The sequence below is a fragment of the Paracoccus fistulariae genome (assembly GCF_028553785.1).
GTDB lineage: Bacteria > Pseudomonadota > Alphaproteobacteria > Rhodobacterales > Rhodobacteraceae > Paracoccus > Paracoccus fistulariae.
The window spans coordinates 424,353-442,070 of the sequence record NZ_CP067136.1 but is presented as its reverse complement, the minus strand read 5'-3'; the positions used below and the strand labels follow the sequence as shown (position 1 = coordinate 442,070).

The following is a 17,718-nucleotide window of genomic DNA, read 5'->3' as shown; positions in this document are numbered from 1 at the left end:
ATCCAACCTCGAAAGGAACATCAGATGACCCAAGACATGTTTTCCCGCCGCAAGCTCCTGATCGGCACAGCTGCGCTGGCGGCTGCGTCGCCCTTGAGGGCTCTGGCGCAAGGCGCCGGTCCGGCGATCCACGTGATGAAGGACCCCAACTGCGGCTGCTGCTCGGCCTGGATCGAGATCCTCGAGAACGACGGCTTCGCCGTCACGACCGAGGCGAGCGCCGGGACGCTTCTGATGCGCTACAAGCTGGACAACGGCATCCCGCAGGAGATGGTCTCCTGCCATACGGGTCGTGTGGATGGTTACATTATCGAGGGTCACGTCCCTGTTGCCGACATTCGCCGTCTCCTGCTGGAACGCCCCGACGCGGTCGGCCTCGCAGTGCCAGGCATGCCCTACGGCTCGCCCGGGATGGGACCGGAAAGCCAGCGCGAGGCCTACGACGTGTTTCTGATCCGGCGCGACGGATCGAACGAGGTCTTTACCAGCTACGCTGCTGCCTGACCTTGAGGCTCCAATTCGGCTCTTGATCAGGGGCGAGAACACATACGGACCTGATCCCGGATCACGGCGTAGTCGCTCAGCATCTCGGCGATGGCCGACCCGTGCGGCAGCCGCGCGAGCTCCTCGGCTGCGCGCGCCTGGAACTCGCGGCTGTACTCTACCACGGGCGGGCAGACGGTCGCGATGCCGGGCTCAGAACCGACCGTTGCGCAGCCGCTCAGCAAGCTCGTCGCGAGACCTAGGACGACGAGCCGTCGCCTCGAGCATCTGGCGTTGGACATCATTGGCTTTCTCCGTGGTCTGAAGGCGTTCAGCGAGGCGTCCCGCTCGCTCGCCGGACCGCCGAAGCGAAAGCAGGAACAGGAGCAGGGCGAGGATGATGGCGCCGTAGCGCAAAGCGGCCCGCATCCATGGGCTGGCGGCGAACCCGATCAGGAGCGGGGCCATCACCGCTGCCCTCGGCGCCAGTCATCGAGACGCGCGTAGATCGTGACCGCGATGCCGCCAAGCGCCACGGCGATGAATACCCAACGCAACGTGTCGAGATACGGCACAAGCGGCAAGATCGCGGTCTGGGTCTCGGCCAGCACCTGCTGCGCCACCTCGACGCCCGCCGCGCCCAGCGTCGCCACACCGGCTGCCCCGCCGCCCTTCATGGTGCGGCTGTCAGCCAGCACCTCGCGCGCGGGCGGCGTCTCGGCTGCAAATGCCGTCGCCCGGACCGGGAACCGCTCGCCCCACTGCCGCGCGGGCCCGAGATCGACATGGATGAACCCCGATCGCGGGTAGAAGCCGAAGCCGAGGAATCCGACCTCGCGCGCCGCAGCCTCGAAGGCCACCGGATCGTGGTTCGCCATGGCGATGTCGAAGGCGGCGCCGTCGAGATGCTTCGACCGGCCCGCGCCCCCCACGGCACGGTTGTGCTCTGGGCTGCGGTAGGCGGAGCGGACGATCAGCGGCTTGCCCAGCCGGTCGCGCAGCGCCTGCAGCTTGTCGAGCGCGGTTTCGTTCACGAGCAGCTTGCCGGTGCCCCGGCATGCAATCTCGGCGGGCGAGAAATTCGGCCAGCGCCAGGCGCTCTCCGGCACATCACGCCAATGGCGGTGGAAGGTCGTGGTCATGAGGGTCCTCCGAAACGAAAAAAAACCGCCTCGAGGGCGGGTGCGGTTGGGCTGGTGAACGGGGGTGTTGAGCGGCTACGGGCCGCCGCCGAAGATCTTCAGCTTGATCGCTATACCCGCGAGCAGCGCCAGCATGACGCCGGTGGTGATCATGCGGACGGCGGTCTGCATCGCGGTGCGGCGGACCAGCCGGATGCAGTCGACCAGGGAGCGCAGATCGCGGATGTCGAGCGCGGCCTCGTCGCCGTCGAGGCCGACATCGGCCAGCGCACGCTTGGCGCCTTCCTCCGCCGCCCGGGTCAAGATCGCCTCGAACTCGGCGTCGGGCATGCGCACGAAGCCCTCGGATCGGGGTGGGTTCATCGGATCCTCCTTCCGCCGCTCAGCCGACCTTGCAGCCCCAGAAGGACGTGTGGTCGGCGGCGAAGTAGCCGTCCGCGACCCGGAAATACCCCTGCAGCTCGACGGTATCGCCTGCCGTCAGCGGCACCATGGTCTGAAGCCAGATCGCGGTAGCGAGCGAGACATGAGTGGCGGAGATTTCGCCGAGGGAGCCGCGGATTTCGGTCGTGCCGTTCAGGACGAGCCGCCCGCGCATGCGGGCGGTGGCGCTGGCGTTGATCTTGTACAGCAGAGTCGCGCCGAAGAGGTAGGTGCCGTCCACGGGGGCGACGAAGTGGTTGTTCACGGCGTCGAACGCGCCCTGATCGTTGTAGTCGGTGTTGTTAAGGCCGATCTTGGTCCAGGTGCCGACGCCGACGTAGTTGTCGTAGTTCGTGTAAGCCTTGAACCGCGGCAGCCGGGGCTGATCGACAATGCCGGTGGCGTTGTCGACGCTCAGCCCGTCGAAGAAGGTGCTGCCGTCGGCGGAGACCGCGAGCCGGAAGCGGTCCGACCCGAACAGCCCCACCAGCGCCTTGGTCACGAAGCCGGTCTGGAGGGTCAAACCGAGATCGTCGCCGGCCGCCTCCTTGTTCATGGTGTAGAACAGGTCGCCGGTGCCGCCCTCGGCCACGGTCCTCGCCGTCCAGAGCGCGGCGTTGAGCTTGGCCGAGAACGGGTTCGATGCATCCGCCGTGGTGCCAACCCCGAGGAGCGCCATGTTCTGCAGCGCCGCCGGTGTGGTCCCGAGCCAGCCCGCGCCATCGTAGACCAGCAGCAGGCCCTCGTCCTCGACCCATGCGCGCCAGCCGATCCGCGGGGGAAGTCGCAGCCAGGCGCCATCGGTCCAGAGCGCGACGTTCAGGTCCCATCCGGACCATTCGCCCGTCGCGCCCGAGGCGACGATGTAGCGATCGCCATCGGCGGGACTGCCGGGCGGCGCTGTCAGATCGCGGTCGAGCACGGAGAGCTGCACGAGCCCGTCGAGCAGCCGCAGCGCCTCGTTGTGGGTGACGTGCTTCTGGGCCTGCGCCGCCAGGATGTAGGGCAGCAGGAGATGGGTCGTGGCGTCGGACATGGGATGGCCTTCAGAGTATCAGCGTGAGGGTCTTGGGCGCGCCCCGCCCGACGAGGGCGGAGAGCTGGTAGATGCGGCTGTCGAGCGTGTCACCGGGGCCGAGCGGCGCGCCCCAATCGGCGGTCTGGTCTGCGGCGGTGTAGACCGCGCTGGTGGTGGCGGTGCTCAGCACCCGCTTAACGGTCGCGCCATCAAGGATCTCGACCTCGTAGGCTTCGAGCTCTTCTCCGAGCGGCACTTCTAGCCCGCCCCAGCTGTCGGCCGCGAGAGCTCGGGACCGGCGCGTCCAGCGGATCGTCAGATCGCCGGGCGTGCGCGGCCTGCGCCACGGCTGCTCGACATGGGCGCCGGAGAACGGCCGCAGCCCGACGCCCGCGGGCGTGAAGGATTGCGCCACATAGGTCTCGTCGCTGACGGGGCGGCTCGCCGGACCGATGCGCCAGTTCCACGGCAATCCGAGATCGGCCTCGGCAATCGGCAGGGACGCCAGCGACGCGTCCAGCACCACGACAAGAGCGCCAGCAGGCGCCGGATTGCCCATCGCGCCCTCGGTGCCGCGCTGGCCGCGCAGGAGCCGGGTCAGCCGGTATCGACCCGGCGCCAGCAGCTCGGCCGCGCCCGCCTGCACGATCTCCCAGGTGCCGGGCGCGCTCTCGATAGCCAGCGCATTGGCGCCGCCCAACAGCGTCAGGTCGGTGACGCTCTCCAGCGTGCCGGTGAGCAGATCGACCACAAGCGCATTGCCGTGGTCGAAGCGTGAGGTGGGGCCCGGATAGAAGTCCGAGACCAGCGCTCCGATCCGGGCGCGGCTGCCGAACGTGGTCAGCAACTCGAACCCGTCCGTCGAGGGGCTGCGGAACACCGCCATCTCGCCCGGCCAGGGAAGAGCGTGCGCCGCGACAAACGGTCGATGCGCGGGCTGGTCCTCGGTCAGCTGCGGCAGGTCCATCAGCACCGCGTCCGGCGCGCCGAACACCACGGCCCGCGTCAGCGACGCCGCGCGGGGATCGCCGGGCGGCAGATCGTAAGTCGCACGGTCCTGCCGCACCGCCTCGATGCCGCGCGCTGCCGCGTCGGCGATGGAGACGAGCCGCAGATCGACCAGACGCCCGTCATGCGCGAGCCGGATCGCATCGGCCGGATCGAACGCGAGGCGCGAGGGTGGCAAACGGAACGCCGCCGTCTCGCGGCCCACCCACGCCTCCATCAGCGCGCGGCGGCAGCGCCTCTCGGCCTCCTCGGGCGGCACCGCCATTGGAAAGGACTCGGACGCGATCCGGGTCGTGTCCACGGTGATGCGCCGGGCCTCGACGAGGGCCGCGTCGTAATCCTCGTCGGCGCGGGCGACCTGCCATTTCAGGGCCTGCGGCAGTTCGGTCTCCTGGCCGCGCGTCAGTTCCAGCACATCGCCCTCGCGGGTGGCCACCAGATCGTCGGGCGCGAGGGTGGCGACGGAGGCCCGGCCGCGCATGACAAAGCGGATCCCCCCCTCTGTCTCGACGGCGTCGAAGCCGAAATGCCGCGACAGCGTTGTGATCGAGGCGCGTGGGCTTTCCAGCGCCGTGATGGCGTAGCCTTCGACCGCGCCCCAGAGGCCGGTGACGTCGATCCGGGCCTCGGGCAGCCCGGCGCGCAGGCAGAGGTGCCGGACGAGCGCGGCAAGCGACACCGCGCCGAGCCGCCCGGTCAGCCAGTGGCCGAGCCGCCAGTTCGCGCCGTCGGTCCAGACGTCGGTCAGCGCCGGGAAGAACGGGTACGGCCGCGCGTCCCAGGTCCAGGCGGCGCATTCCGGCACCTGCACCATCCGGCTGCCATAGACGGACGAAACGGGGTTGTTCGCCGGGGCGGCCCACCAGAGATACGTCGCCTCGAGATAGGCCCGCTGGATCGCGTCATCGCGCCAGCCCCGCGAGAAATGCGGCGTGAAACTCTCCGATGATTTCGGGTCGAAGAAGACGTTCGGCTGGTTCGTTCCCCGGTCGATGGCCGGGCAGCCCAACTCGGTGAACCAGATCGGCTTGGATTGCGGCACCCACGCCGTCGGCGTTCCGCTCTCCACCCCGCCCGGGCGGTTGTAGTGCGGGTTCGACCACCAGGCGCGCAGATCCTTGTAGCGGAAGACCCATGGCTTGCCGGCGGCACCATCCGTGATCGGAGTGCGGACCTGCGCACTTCGGTCGGCGGCGCTGGCGTAGAACCAGTCGAAGCCTTCGCCGCCCGCGATGTTCCCCTGCAGGTAGGCGCGGTCGTAGATGGCGGGCCACCCCTCCTGCGCATCGGCATGCTCGAACCCGTCGCGCCAGTCCGACAGGGGCATGTAGTTGTCGATGCCAATGAAGTCGGTGTTGGCGTCGGCCCAGAGCGGATCGAGGTGGAAGTACACGTCGCCGCTGCCGTCGCCCGGCTGGTGCCCGAAATACTCACTCCAGTCGGCGGCATAGCCGATCTTCGTCCCGGACCCCAGGATCGAGCGCGCATCCGCAAGCAGGTCCCGATAGGCCTGCACCGCCGGATACGCGCTGGCACCTGAGCGGATCGTCGTCAGCCCCGGCATCTCGGTGCCAATCAGGAAGGCGTCGACCCCGCCCGCCGCGACACAGAGATGGGCATAGTGCAGCACCATGCGGCGCAGACCCCAATCGCCAGATGACCCGGTCCAGCTGACGCTCTCGCCCGAGACGTTGAAGCTCCCAGGCGTTGCAGCCCCAAACAGTGCCGCGACCTGGCTTGCGGCCGTGGCGGTCTTGTCCACGGTCCCGGCGAACCCCGCCGCCGGAGAACATGTGATCCGCCCGCGCCACGGGAACGCAGGCTGCCCCGTCTCGGCGGCGTTGTCGGAATACGGGTTCGGCAGGGTATTGCCGGGCGGGACGTCCATCAGGATGAACGGGTAGAAGGTCACGCGCAGCCCGCGCGCCTTCATCTCCTGGATCGCCTGCACCACGGCGAAATCGGACGGGGTGCCGCCATAGACGGGGCGATCCTGGTCGTCGCGGCTGATCAGAAAGGCGTTGGCGCGGCTGACGCCACTAACCGACCAGCTGGCGGGCGTGGTCGACTTGGCCGAGACCTCGACGCCGGGCCGCACCTTGCAGGATCCCGCCCGAAGATCGTCGCCGAACCACGCGACGACGAGGCTGACGCTCTCGACCGCAGGCGCCATCGCTTGCAGCCGGTCGAGCGCTTCGACCATGTCCGTGGAGTCGGCCAGCGCGTTCAGGTTCTCGGGCATCGTCGCGCCGCCATCGGTCTTGCGGATGGCCTGCGTGGCATATGTGAACTCGCCCGAGGCCGGGATCATGGTGACGGCGCGGGTCAGCCCCTCGGCGGTGTCGGGATCGGCGAGTGGGCGGAAGACCTCGAAGGAGAGCTGCGGCAGGCGGTTGCCGTAGGTCGAGAGCGCCAGCTCCTCGAAGACCACGTAGGCCGTACCACGATAGGCGGGCGTGCCGGCCGCACCCATCTTCCCCGCAATGAACGGGTCCGCCGTCTGCGCCTCGTCGCCGGGATACCAGCGCCAGGTGACGCCGGAGAGGTCCATCGGCTTGCCGTCGGCCCAGATCCGGCCAATGCCGGTGATCGGGCCTTCACACAAGGCCACCGCGAAGCTGGCGTAGTACAGATACTCGGTGGTCTTGACCTTGCCGCCCCCGCCGCCCTTGCCGCCGCCCTGCGTCGTGGTCTTCGTCTCCTCGCGGAAATCGGTCGCCCAGATGATGTTGCCGCCCATCCGCATCCGGCCATAGAGCCGCGGGATCACCGCGCCCTCGGTGGCCGAGGTGATGCGCAGCGTGTCGAGCCGCGCGCCCTCAATGCGTTGCGTAGGCGCCAGCGACGAGATGATCCAGCTGTCGACGACCGAGCCGATGCTCGAGCCGATGAAGCCGCCGATGGTCGCGGCGCTCACGCCGAGGATCGCCCCGCCGATGCTGCCGCCAATGGCGGCGCCAGCGGCACCGAGGACAAGCGTTGCCATGTAGGGGTCTCAGCGTTGCGGGAACAGGAAGGCGAAGGCGATGCGCCGCCGCCAGGATGGGATGAGCGGTTCCTCGATCACGCCGAGCCGCTCGTAGGCGTGGAGGAAGGAATCGGGACCGGTCAGGATCCCGACATGCTTGGCGATGGCGCGGGGCCTCATGCAGAAGAGGACCAGCGCGCCGGGACCGGCCTCGGCAGGCGACACCTCGATCATCATGCGCCGCGCGCCTTCGGCCAGAACCTCGCGCGGGCCGGTCTCGCCCCAGTCGCGGCTGTAAGGCAGAATCGGGAACGGCTCCGGCCCCACCACGTCGCGCCAGACCCCCCGCGCGAGCCCGAGGCAATCGCAACCGACGCCGCGCAGGCTGGCCTGGTCGTGGTACGGCGTGCCGAGCCAGGAGCGTGCGACGGCGACGACACGCGCGGGGTCGGCCGATGCGAGAGGTTGCGTCACAGCACGCCTCCCTCGTGGCCGCCATCCTTGGTGGCGTAGCGCAGCACGGCATCCTGGCCGGGGATGTGCGGGAACCCCCGGAAGTTGGCCGTGTTGGCGAACCTGGCGCCGCAGGTCTCGATCCGCTTATCGCAGCCCGCACGGATGGTGAAGGCATTGCCCTCGGAGATCTCGCGCACCGGCGCCTCGAGAAGGGTCAGCACGGCGATGCCGTCCGTCACATCATGGCCGAGAACCTCGGCCCGACGCCCCGCGTTGGAGCCACTGGTCCATTCGATGGTCCCGAAGGTGAACCAGCCGGAGGCGAAGCCGCCGAGGCCCGAAGCGGTGAAGGCGCGGTCGCGCAGAAGGTCGATCACGACGCTCGTGCCCTTGAACGCCGGGTTCTCCAGATCGACGCCGCAGCGCGCATCGCCGAGCGCGGCATCGCAGGTCGCCTGGAACGTCCGCCCGATCGTCTGGCCAAGCACATGCGCGAGCGAGCGGACTTCGGCGACGAAGGCCAGCCGCCCGCGCCGGATCTGGCCGATGGCCCCGCGCCGCATCAGCACGCGCTGGTTCGTGTCGGCCCAGTTCACCCGCCAGACTTCGACCTCGGCGTTATCCCAGCGGCCGTCGAGGATGTCGGTCTCGGTAATCCGGTCCGAGGTCAGCACGCCCTCGGCGTCCTGCGCATCGACCGAGAGGTCCGAGCCGGAACGGACCTCGGAGGCCGTCAGCCCGCTCTCGGGCTCGAAATCCGTCCCCTCGAAGCTGAGCGTCCGATCGTGGTCGGTGAAGCCGAAACTCGTGCCGTCGGCGCGCACGATCCGCCAGCACCAGGCGAGCGTCGTCGTTCCCTCGTCGAGATGGGCCTGCAGGTCGGGGTCGAGGGACTTCATCGGCGCAGTTCCAGAAGCGGGATGGAGGTGATCGAGCCGAGCCGCTCGAGGTCGAGCGTCACGTCGAGCGCGTCGGTGTCGAAACGGACCGGCACGTCGAACTCGAAGCCCGCGGTGATGGCGGCGCCAGCGCCCGGCGCGGTGCTGAAGGTGACGACGCCGGTGGCGGTGTCGACCGACCAGCCGGAAGGCTGCTCGACCCCGCCGAGCGCGATGCGCGCGGTTCCGGTCACCGGCTTCGCGACGGCGCGCGTCCAGGATTGCGCACCCGAGGCGTAGCGCTTGACCAGCTGGAAGGCGGTCGTCGCGCCGTCGCCCGTGCCGATAGACTGATCGGTGGGCGACGGCGTGCCCGAAGGCAGGCAGGACTTGTGGTCACCCCAGTCCTTGAACCGGAAGCCATGCAGGCGGCCATTGCGCGCCTCGAAGAAGGCGACGACGGCGGCCAGATCGTCGGCGCGGCGGATGCCATAGGCGACATCGTAGCGGCGGCGCGAATTGGCCCAGCTGGCGTTGCGCTCCTCGTCGCCCGAGGCGAGCTCGACGATCTGCGTGCGCCGCTCCGGTCCGCCCCGCGCACCTCGGCTGATGTTGTCGGGAAACCGGACCTCGTGAAACGCCATCACATGCCCCTCCGACCGAGCGACACGGCGCGGGCGATATCCGCGGCGACCTGCGTTCGCGATTGCCGGAAGCTCTCGGCGTCGCGGGCCATGATGGTCACGTTGACCCCGCCGCCCGCGCCGTAGCTCTGTGCCTCCCGCCGCGACAGCACGCGTTCCCCGCGCTGCAGGATCGCGGGCACCTCGTCGTGACGAAGCCCGGCCATGCCGCCACCATGCATCCGCGGCGCGGCGGCGAAGGCCATGGCCGGGACCATCCGCGAGGGTCCAGCCGATCCGACCATCCCGCCCGCATGCAGGACGTTGGCGAAGATGCCGCCCGCCCCGGAGAAGACGCCGGAGAGCGCATTGGCGATCGGCCCGAGGATGAACCGCCGCGCCGCCAGTTGGGCGAGATCGGCCAGCAGCGACGTCACCAGATCGCGGAAGTCGAGCTTGCCGGTCTTCACGAACTGGCCCACCGCGTTCTCGGCCGACTGGAAGGCGCCGACGAGGCTCTGGCCGATGTCGCCACCGATCTCGCGGGCCTTGCTGGCGTAGTCGGAGAGCGCGGCGGTGACCGCCCGCCAGCCGGTGACGGCCGCGTCGGTCGCGGGCTCCGCTACCGCAGCAGCAGCTCCGGCCGCCACACCTGCATCTGTTGCGGCGCGCCCGGCGTCGCCGAGGGACGTCTCCAGGCGCTCCGCCGCAGCGGTGGTCTCGGCCAGTGCGTCGGCGCCGTCCTCGTCGGTGCCGCGTACGGCATCGCGCAGCGCCTGCCAGCTTTCGAGGGGCGCACGGGCCCCCTCCGCCAGGTCGCGCGCCGCGCCGCGGTAAAGGTTGGCGGACTCGAGCGCCCTGTTCGCCGCCTCGGTCAGACCGAGATCGGGCGCGGAGAGCGGATTGTCCTCGAAGGCCCGATCGAAGGCCGCCTGAGCTGCCGTGGTTGCGGCAGTCGCCGCTCCCTCGAAGCGGTTCTCGATCTCGCCGAGGTCGAGGTCCGGAACCAGCGATATGCGCCGCTCCGACCCGAGCGCTTCGAGCCCCTGGTTGATGCCGCCGATAAAGCCGTTGATCCGCGAGACCACCCCGTTCAGCATCGCCTCGACGCCATCGACCAGGCTGTTGGCCGCCTGGAACGCGAGATCGCCGATGGCGGCGGGCAGCAGGCCCCAGATCGCCTTGATCGCCTCGTAGGCGCCTTCGAAGGTGTTCGCGGCCGTGTTGCCGAAGCCCACCACGCTCTCGATGGCGCTCTGCATGCCCGATGCGGCATCCGCCTTCAGGTCGAAGAACATCGCCGTGGCGGCCGCGCCCGCCGCCGCCGCGCCCATACTGATGCGTTCCCAGACCTCGACCGCGAGGTCCTTCAGGAGCGACATCGCTTCTCCGAAACCGCCGGCGCCGGAGACGAGCCGGGTGAACTGGTAGACGAGCTCGCCCGCGCCGACGATCAGCGCGCCGATGCCGGTGCGGATCAGCGCCCCGCGCAGGACAACGAGCGCCGTGGCGAGGCCCCGGACCGAGAGCGCCGCAGCCGCCATGCCGGCGACCCAACGTCCCGCGAGGAACGCCGCGAAGGTGGCGGCATAGGTGGTCAGGCGGCCGATGTTGTCCAAGAGACCGCGGATCGCGATGCCGAGCGGCCCGGTGCGGCTGGCCACCGCCGCCATGGCATCGGCGACGGCTTCCAGCGCAGGTGCCGCTGCGACCGCCAACTGGTTCGAGAGCCCGCGCCAGACCAACCCGAGCCGCGAGATGGCGTCGTTCGTCCGCTCGATCTGGTCGGCGTCCTGCTCGGAGACGACAACCCCGAAGGCGAGGACGTCCTCTGTCGCCTGGCGCAGCGTCGCGGTGTCGATCCGGCTCATCGCGATGGAGCCTTCCTCGCCGAAGAGCTGGCCCGCGACCGCCGCGCGCTCGGCGGCAGGCACGAAGCTCTCGATCGCCGCGTTGATCGCGCCCACGCGCTGGTCCAGCGGCAAGGCGATCAGCTCATTTGCTGAAAGCCCCAGCCGGTCGAGCGCGTCGGCAGCAGGGCCGGTCCCGGCGGCCGCCTGACTGAGACGGCGCGTCAGATCCTTGGTGGCCTGCTCGATGCCGGACATGGAGACGCCCGCCAGATCGCCCGCGCGCTCCAGCGTCTGGATCGAGGCGACGGTGGTGCCGAGCGACTGCGCCAGCTTGGCCTGCGCATCGACCGTCTGCAGGCTGGACCGGATCATCGCCACGCCAGCAGCGGCTGCGGCGGCCACGGCAGCGGCAGCCGCGACCCGCACCCGCCGCGAGAAGGCCGCGAGCCGGGCGTTCGCGGCTTCCATCTCCCGGCTCAGCCGTCCGAAGCCGCGCGACCCGGCCTCGCCCACGCCTTCGAGTTCGGCGCGCACCTGCCGTCCGCCCACGGCCGCGAGGCGGACGCTGACCCTCTTCTCAGCCATGGGAATGATCCATCTTTTCGTTGAGCTTGGCCACCATCACCGCTTCGATGACGGGCAAGAGTTCACCCGCAGCAGCGGGCGGGACGCCGAGCGCATTTCCCAGAGCGAGGGCCGCGGACAGGTCCCAGCCGACCACCGCGCCGGGCAGCACGCGCAACTGACCGCCGAGGCGGCCGACGAGATCCCAGACCTGCCAGCCCTCATGGGTAAGCGGCCGGTTCAGGCGCGTCGGGCAGTCTTCGCACGCTTGCGCGCAGGCTTCGCAGTAGCGCTCGCCCCCGCCGAAGGACCACTCGGCGAGAGCGCGGAGGCGTTTTTTTCCTGTTCCAGCAGCAGGCCTTTGGACACGTAGGTCAATTGGAAGGCCTCGAAGATCGGCCAGACGTCGAGCAGCGCGTCGATGGCCTCGGGGGTGGGATCGATCGGGTTGCCGTCGGCATCGCCGATGCCCTCCCAGCCGAGCACAGCCCGTCGCGCCAGCGCCTTGGCGAAGGCGACGGCGCGCTCCTCGTCGGAAGCCTCCTCGGGCACCGCCTCGACGGCGGGGTCGCTGCGCGTCGCGACCATCAGGGCGGTCGTCAGCGGGCGCAGTTGCACCCGGACGCCGGGGGCGAGGTCATGCCAGCGCGGCGCGTTGGTCAGGTCGAGCGTCAGCATCAATACGTCTCCACGTCATTCACGAGGGTGGCGGTGCACATCCGGCCGACGACGCTGTCGCGCGCGGCCTGCCAGTCGAATGTCGCCTGGACGCCCTGCGGCCCGGAAATCTCGATCCGTGGACGCGGCAGGTAGACGGCGTGCACGGTGAAGGAGAAGCTTTCGCCTGAAGGCAGGACGTAGGCGAATTCCATCTCGCAGGCCTCGCCGTTGATCGCCTGCGTCACCAGCGTCTGGTCGGCGAAGCGCACCTCGATCCGGCCCGTCAGCGCGGCAATGGATGGATCCGCGCCATCGATGCGGCCGTCCGAGCGGATGGTCTCGATCCGGTCGAGGTTGTTGGCGTAGGTGATCTCGGCCGAGACCACATTGCCGAGGGCGGTGCCGTTCCGGGTGATCGCCCCGTTGAAATGGCCGAAGCGCTTCAACTCCAGTGCGGCGGGCGTTCCGGCACTGGTCGTGGTGCCGACCGTCTCGCCCTGCGCCACCAGCCGCGCGGTCGCGGTGAGCAGGCCCGAGCGCTGCATCTGCCAGGTGATCTGGTCGAGCACGCAGCCCGAGTACATCGCATAGCGGGGCACCTCGGGCATGCCGGTCTCGATCGACATCGAGGGCAACGTCCAGGACCCCGACTGAAATTCGTGGCTGTACGGGGCCTCCGCGCCCGTGGTCGTGGGCGCGCCGAAGGCTGCCTTCAGCCAGAAGCCGAACGCCTCGGCGTCCAGCGGCACGACGACGTCGCCGTCGGCCGTCACGGCGTCCTTGATCGGCGCTAGCGGATCGCGGCCGTAGCCGAGAAGCTCCGAATTCAGCAGCGGCTGCTCCGCGCCGAGCGACGTGCTGGCGAAGGGCATGCGGGTGAAGCCGCTGACGGGCGGCGTTCCATAGGTCGTCTCGAACGCAAGCGCCATCAGCGCTCGCGCCCCTTGGGCTCGTGCCATGTTCGTCTCCTGTGGTCGGTTGGGTCAGGCCAGCGGGTCGGCCGTGGAATAGTGCAGCACGACCGGGATAACGGCGGCCTTCAGACTCGCCGCGCCCTCGACCGGCAGATCGACCGGGCGCGGGGCTTCGGCCTCGACCCAGTCGCAGAACCCGCCCAGCGTCCGGTCGGCGGCGAGCGCTGCGCCGATGCTGGCGGTCAGCGTGTCAAAGGCGGCGTCGCGATCGGCACCCTGAACGACCGCCTCGATCTCGGCTCGGTGCTGGTAGTGATAGCGCAGCGGCGACAGCGTGACTTCGGGCGCACCTGGTTCGCCATCGCGCAGGATCATCAGGCCCTCGACCGGCATGCGCTCGGGCAGCACGTCCCCGCGCAGAGCGGTGGCGGGCAGCGCCGAGAGCCGCGCGTGCAGCGCGACGAGGATGGTTTCGCGAGGTGTCATGGGTCGGCCGAGTTGGAAATCGCTTCGAGCACCGGACAATCGGGGACTTCGGCGCCCGAACACCTGGATGCAGTTGTAGCGAGGACGGATTCGATACGCCGAAGATCCGCGATCCTCGCGCGGACATCGGCAAGGTGCCGCTCCGTCCGTTCCTTGACCTCGGCGCAGGTCGGCGCGGCGCCGTCGCCGAGCCCCATCAGCCCGCGGATGTCCTCCATCGAGAACCCGAGTTCGCGGGCGCGCAGGATGAAGCGGAGGCGTGTGGCGTGTGCGGCGGAATAGACCCGGTAGCCGGCGTCCGTGCGGGGCGGGTCGGGCAGCAGGCCGGTCTTCTCGTAATAGCGGATCGTCTCGATGTTGCAGCCGGTCGCCCGGGCCAGGTCGCCGCGTGTGAAGCCGCTCTCGCGCTCGTGATCGGTCATGGGCAAGTTTCCTCTTGAGCCTGTAGTTGCTACAGACCCTACACCCATCGTCAATCACAGACGAGAGGTGCGCGACATGGCGCTGACAGACGACAGAACGGACAGCACGGGCGCGGATCGCCCCGCCCGAAAGGGCTGGCTCGCGGCGGGCGGTGTGGTGGGCGCCTTTCTCGCCTCGGCCTGCTGCATCGGGCCGCTGGTGCTTCTGACTCTCGGCATCTCGGGCGCCTGGATCGGCAACCTGACGGCTCTGGAGCCTTACAAGCCGATCTTCGCCGTGATCGCGCTCGGCTTCATCGCGGCGGGTTTCTGGCAGGTCTATTTCCGCAAGCCAACCGTCTGCGAACCCGGTTCCTACTGCGCAAGGCCAGCATCGGCGCGCATCACCAAGTCGGCTCTCTGGGCCTCCCTGATCCTCGTTCTCGCAGCCCTCACCATCGACTGGTGGGCCCCGCTTCTCTACTGACCCCGAAAGGACATCCACATGAAGAAGATCCTTGCACTCGCCTTGTTCGGCCTGACCGCCGTTGTGCCGATCACCGCCATCCCTGTTGCCGCGCAGACCGTCGCCGCCGAGCAGACCGTCACCTTCGCGGTGGACAACATGACCTGCGCGCTCTGCCCAGTCACCGTGAAGCGTGCGATGGAGGGCGTCGCGGGCGTGCGCGCCGTCGAGATCGACTTCGATGCCCGCACCGCCACGGTGATCTTCGACACCGCCGCGACGAGCGCCGACGCCATCGCGACCGCGTCGGCCAATGCAGGCTACCCGGCGCGTGTCGCGGGCTGACGAGATGACCGAGCAGTCCGACCGCAAGCTGATCGCGACAGGGATCGTCGGCACCGTCATCGCGGCGCTCTGCTGCTTCACTCCGGTGCTGGTGGTGCTTCTGGGTGCCGTGGGCCTGTCGGCCTGGCTGGGTTGGCTCGACTACGTTCTGCTGCCCGCGCTCGCCTTTTTCGTCGCGCTGACCGTGTACGCGGTCTGGAGACGGCAGCGGCGCCAGACCACTCGAACGGATGGATGACTTGATGAAAGACGATTGCTGCGCGCCCAAGGGCGATTTCGACCTTGCCGTGATCGGCGCCGGATCGGCCGGGTTCTCGGCCGCGATCACCGCCGCCGAGGGAGGCAAGCGCGTCGCGCTGATCGGCCATGGCACCATCGGCGGGACCTGCGTGAACGTGGGCTGTGTGCCCTCCAAGACGATGATCCGGGCCGCGGAAGCCCTGCACGGTGCGCAGACAGCACATCGGTTCCCGGGCCTGAACAGCGAGGCGCAGGTCGCCGACTGGTCGGCGCTGATTGCGGCCAAGGACGATCTTGTCGCGACACTGCGCCAGAAGAAGTACGCCGATCTGCTGCCGGGCTACGGCGGTGTGACCTATCTCGACGAGGGTCCGGCGCGTCTCGTCCTCGGCGGGGTCGAGGTCGGCGGGCGCAGGATCACGGCTCCCAAGGTGATCGTCGCGACCGGTGGCCGACCCGCCGTGCCCGACATCCCTGGGATCCAGGACGCACCAACGCTCGACAGCACGTCGCTGCTGGAGCTGGACCGGTTGCCCGAAAGCCTGATCTTCCTCGGCGGCGGCTACATCGGCGTGGAGCTGGCGCAGATGATGGCGCGGATGGGCACCCGCGTCACCATTGTCTGCCGCTCGCGCCTGCTGCCGCGCACAGAGCCGGAGGTGTCCCGGGCGCTGACGGAGACGCTGCGCGCCGAGGGCGTCGCGGTTGTCGATGGCGCGACCTACGACGCCGCACGGCGCGACGGGGCCCGTGCGGTCCTGACGGTGACGGTGGACGGCGCAGACCGCGATCTGACGGCCGACCGCCTCGTCCTGACGACGGGACGCGCAGCCAACACCGAGGGGCTGGGCCTCGCGGAGATGGGCGTCGAGACCGACGCGCGTGGCGCGATCCGGGTGGGCGACGACATGCAGACCACGAAGGCCGGCATCTTCGCGGCGGGCGATGTGACCGACCGCGACCAGTTCGTCTACATGGCCGCCTATGGCGCCAAGCTCGCGTCCCGCAACGCCGTTCTGGGCGGGGCGGAGCGCTACGACAACGCCGCGATGCCGTGGGTGGTGTTCACCGATCCGCAGGTCGCCGGCGTCGGGCTGACCGAGGCGCAGGCGCGCGCCGCGGGTCATGACGTCAAGACCAGTGTGCTGACGCTCGACAACGTGCCCCGCGCGCTCGCCGCCCGCGACACGCGCGGCCTGATCAAGCTCGTCGCGGACCGGGCGACCGACCGCCTCCTGGGCGGCGTGATCATGGCGCCGGAGGGAGCCGACAGTGTCCAGACGCTCGCCATGGCGCTCAAGTTCGGCATGACGACAAAGGCGCTCGGCGAGACGATCTTCCCCTATCTGACCACGGTAGAGGGGCTGAAGCTCGCCGCGCAGACCTTCGACAAGGATGTCGCGAAGCTGTCGTGCTGCGCGGGGTAACCCGAGCCGTCGGTTTCGTGGCTGCCGAGCAAGATTGCGCATCGATGCGATCACAACCTACCCCCCACCCAGTTCGCCACGATCAGCCCCGGCACGCTGTCCAACGCCCGGTCTGCATCCCGCGCCAGATCCAGCCGCTTCGGCAGCTTGACCTGCGGCACCAGCAGGAAGATCGGCGCAGTGACCTTTCCGCGCCCGGTCTTCGACCGCGACACCACCGCCTGGCCTTTCGTGTTCAGCCGCCCCTCGGCGACCAGCAGGCTGGGGCCCGTCCGGCGATAGACGAAACGCAGGCGGAGGCCGCGTCGCCGCTCCCATTCACCGGGGGTGATCCGGCCGCCGCGCAGGGATTTGCCCGCCGCGGGCAGCGGGATCGCCAGCCAGAACCCGTTCTTCGATCGGATCAGCGGCCCGGTGTCATGCGCACCGACGATTACCGGCGCCTTCGACCAGACCAGCGCCGCAGCCTCAAGGCTCTCGCCCGACCTCGGGAAGTTCTGGCTCCGGATCGAGTTGGCGAGCCGTGTACCAAGCCCCGCGCCGGTGATCTGCAACCGCCACGCCGTCTTCAGCCCAGTCCCGGCCTCGCGAATGGCGGCGGTGACGGCCCGTTCACCCGCCGCGACCTCGGCCGCCATCATCGCGACGATGTCGGGATCGATGTCGAGCTTCAGTTTCACGCGGGCCTCAGGTCGACGGTCCAGACCAGCCGCTCGCGGTCGCGGACCGGCTCGCCCTGTATGAGGAAGGCGTCGCCGTCGATCTCGATGCGGTCGCCGGGACGCGGGTTCGCCACCTCGGCCACGCGCAGGTCGATCCGGGTGGTTTCGGACCAGAGCCGCGCGTCGCCGAAGTCGGTGACCGCGTCGGCGCGACGGGCGACGGCACGCACCAGCACGGGTGTACCGCCGTCGGCGATGTAGACCGCGTCCCGGCCGATGTTCGGATCGGCGAAGAGCGCGCCGATGGCGGCGGCGAAGGCCGACATCAGAACGTCGCGTTCAGGCGCACCCGGCCGATGGTGTCGCCGGCGCCGCTCGCCACCGCCTCGACGGCCGCGCCGATGAGGGTGTTGTCGGTCGCGACGGTCGTGGTGCGCTTGTTGGTGTCGTCCCAATAGACCTTGGCGCCAACCGTCCACGCCTGGGAGCCGACCTTGGTGATGTCGAACACGCCGACGAGCGCGGTCTCGACGGGCTCGCCAATGGCGGCGGCACCCGCGGCGATGCCGAAGATGGAGCCGACGAGCAGGCCATCGCCGGAGGCGACGGCATAGGGCGCGGTCAGGGTGATGGTGTTGCCGGGCTGGACGTAGGTTTTCATGATGGGGATCCTCGTGGAAAGACGAAGGGCGGCCCGTCAG

Annotated in this window: 22 protein-coding genes; 5 read left to right on the top strand and 17 right to left on the bottom strand. The window is 69.5% G+C overall.

All coding sequences use genetic code 11. The features are described from left to right. Positions 1 to 24: 24 nt before the first annotated feature. Positions 25 to 504 carry a DUF411 domain-containing protein gene (locus tag JHX87_RS02295; protein ID WP_045685040.1) on the top strand — a complete coding sequence of 160 codons (480 nt, stop codon included), beginning with the start codon at positions 25 to 27 and terminating at the stop codon, positions 502 to 504. A gap of 192 nt (positions 505 to 696) precedes the next feature. On the opposite strand, the gene JHX87_RS02290 is transcribed toward JHX87_RS02295, so the two are convergent. The 14 genes from JHX87_RS02290 to JHX87_RS02225 form a co-directional block, all read right to left on the bottom strand. Next, positions 697 to 951 (bottom strand): hypothetical protein, encoded by a 255-nt coding sequence (locus JHX87_RS02290; protein ID WP_203561091.1) that lies wholly within the window; start codon positions 949 to 951, stop codon positions 697 to 699. After that, positions 951 to 1,625, bottom strand: coding sequence for a YcbK family protein (locus tag JHX87_RS02285; protein WP_062563563.1), 675 nt, complete (start codon positions 1,623 to 1,625; stop codon positions 951 to 953). The genes JHX87_RS02290 and JHX87_RS02285 overlap by 1 nt, the downstream gene beginning before the upstream one ends. Positions 1,626 to 1,700: 75 nt before the next feature. Next, entirely contained in the window at positions 1,701 to 1,988 is a 288-nt protein-coding gene (locus JHX87_RS02280) for a DUF6127 family protein (protein WP_075784372.1), read from the bottom strand. 19 nt (positions 1,989 to 2,007) lie between these two features. Beyond that, positions 2,008 to 3,084: a DUF2793 domain-containing protein gene (locus tag JHX87_RS02275; protein ID WP_093359542.1), complete on the bottom strand. Its 1,077-nt coding sequence runs from the start codon at positions 3,082 to 3,084 to the stop codon at positions 2,008 to 2,010. Positions 3,085 to 3,094: 10 nt separating this feature from the next. Then, positions 3,095 to 7,060: a baseplate multidomain protein megatron gene (locus JHX87_RS02270; protein WP_271886939.1), complete on the bottom strand. Its 3,966-nt coding sequence runs from the start codon at positions 7,058 to 7,060 to the stop codon at positions 3,095 to 3,097. 9 nt (positions 7,061 to 7,069) lie between these two features. Continuing rightward, positions 7,070 to 7,516, bottom strand: coding sequence for a C40 family peptidase (locus JHX87_RS02265; RefSeq protein WP_271886940.1), 447 nt, complete (start codon positions 7,514 to 7,516; stop codon positions 7,070 to 7,072). After that, positions 7,513 to 8,397 (bottom strand): DUF2163 domain-containing protein, encoded by an 885-nt coding sequence (locus JHX87_RS02260; RefSeq protein ID WP_093359545.1) that lies wholly within the window; start codon positions 8,395 to 8,397, stop codon positions 7,513 to 7,515. The genes JHX87_RS02265 and JHX87_RS02260 overlap by 4 nt, the downstream gene beginning before the upstream one ends. After that, positions 8,394 to 9,020, bottom strand: coding sequence for a DUF2460 domain-containing protein (locus JHX87_RS02255; RefSeq protein WP_083548837.1), 627 nt, complete (start codon positions 9,018 to 9,020; stop codon positions 8,394 to 8,396). Before JHX87_RS02255 ends, JHX87_RS02260 begins: the two co-directional genes overlap by 4 nt. Next, on the bottom strand, positions 9,020 to 11,437 hold the full coding sequence (locus tag JHX87_RS02250; RefSeq protein WP_093359546.1) for a phage tail tape measure C-terminal domain-containing protein: 2,418 nt from the start codon (positions 11,435 to 11,437) through the stop codon (positions 9,020 to 9,022). Before JHX87_RS02250 ends, JHX87_RS02255 begins: the two co-directional genes overlap by 1 nt. Next, positions 11,430 to 11,588, bottom strand: a complete 159-nt coding sequence (locus JHX87_RS02245; protein ID WP_419181863.1) for a DUF7697 family protein — start codon at positions 11,586 to 11,588, stop codon at positions 11,430 to 11,432. Before JHX87_RS02245 ends, JHX87_RS02250 begins: the two co-directional genes overlap by 8 nt. Before the next feature lie 68 nt (positions 11,589 to 11,656). Next, complete coding sequence (locus JHX87_RS02240) at positions 11,657 to 12,094, bottom strand: hypothetical protein (RefSeq protein ID WP_083548835.1); 438 nt, start codon at positions 12,092 to 12,094, stop codon at positions 11,657 to 11,659. Continuing rightward, positions 12,094 to 13,035 carry a phage tail tube protein gene (locus JHX87_RS02235; RefSeq protein WP_083548834.1) on the bottom strand — a complete coding sequence of 314 codons (942 nt, stop codon included), beginning with the start codon at positions 13,033 to 13,035 and terminating at the stop codon, positions 12,094 to 12,096. The genes JHX87_RS02240 and JHX87_RS02235 overlap by 1 nt, the downstream gene beginning before the upstream one ends. Before the next feature lie 24 nt (positions 13,036 to 13,059). Then, entirely contained in the window at positions 13,060 to 13,476 is a 417-nt protein-coding gene (locus JHX87_RS02230; protein WP_083548833.1) for an acyl-CoA transferase, read from the bottom strand. Further along, positions 13,473 to 13,898 carry a MerR family transcriptional regulator gene (locus JHX87_RS02225; protein WP_272833772.1) on the bottom strand — a complete coding sequence of 142 codons (426 nt, stop codon included), beginning with the start codon at positions 13,896 to 13,898 and terminating at the stop codon, positions 13,473 to 13,475. Before JHX87_RS02225 ends, JHX87_RS02230 begins: the two co-directional genes overlap by 4 nt. Before the next feature lie 76 nt (positions 13,899 to 13,974). Between JHX87_RS02225 and JHX87_RS02220 the strand changes: the two genes are divergently transcribed. From JHX87_RS02220 to merA, 4 genes are read left to right on the top strand one after another with little or no spacing between them, the layout of a single operon-like run. After that, positions 13,975 to 14,364, top strand: coding sequence for a mercuric transporter MerT family protein (locus tag JHX87_RS02220; protein WP_062563549.1), 390 nt, complete (start codon positions 13,975 to 13,977; stop codon positions 14,362 to 14,364). An 18-nt stretch (positions 14,365 to 14,382) separates the two neighbouring features. After that, positions 14,383 to 14,688, top strand: a complete 306-nt coding sequence (locus tag JHX87_RS02215; protein WP_062563548.1) for a heavy-metal-associated domain-containing protein — start codon at positions 14,383 to 14,385, stop codon at positions 14,686 to 14,688. A gap of 4 nt (positions 14,689 to 14,692) precedes the next feature. Beyond that, positions 14,693 to 14,926, top strand: coding sequence for a mercury resistance system transport protein MerF (merF, locus tag JHX87_RS02210; RefSeq protein WP_123644184.1), 234 nt, complete (start codon positions 14,693 to 14,695; stop codon positions 14,924 to 14,926). Between the two features lie 4 nt (positions 14,927 to 14,930). After that, on the top strand, positions 14,931 to 16,355 hold the full coding sequence (gene merA / locus JHX87_RS02205; RefSeq protein ID WP_228189482.1) for a mercury(II) reductase: 1,425 nt from the start codon (positions 14,931 to 14,933) through the stop codon (positions 16,353 to 16,355). Between the two features lie 50 nt (positions 16,356 to 16,405). On the opposite strand, the gene JHX87_RS02200 is transcribed toward merA, so the two are convergent. From JHX87_RS02200 to JHX87_RS02190, 3 genes are read right to left on the bottom strand one after another with little or no spacing between them, the layout of a single operon-like run. Then, complete coding sequence (locus tag JHX87_RS02200; protein ID WP_062563545.1) at positions 16,406 to 17,035, bottom strand: DUF6441 family protein; 630 nt, start codon at positions 17,033 to 17,035, stop codon at positions 16,406 to 16,408. Continuing rightward, positions 17,032 to 17,343, bottom strand: a complete 312-nt coding sequence (locus tag JHX87_RS02195) for a head-tail joining protein (RefSeq protein ID WP_062563544.1) — start codon at positions 17,341 to 17,343, stop codon at positions 17,032 to 17,034. The genes JHX87_RS02200 and JHX87_RS02195 overlap by 4 nt, the downstream gene beginning before the upstream one ends. Continuing rightward, positions 17,343 to 17,678, bottom strand: a complete 336-nt coding sequence (locus JHX87_RS02190) for a DUF2190 family protein (protein ID WP_062563543.1) — start codon at positions 17,676 to 17,678, stop codon at positions 17,343 to 17,345. The genes JHX87_RS02195 and JHX87_RS02190 overlap by 1 nt, the downstream gene beginning before the upstream one ends. Positions 17,679 to 17,718: the final 40 nt, after the last annotated feature.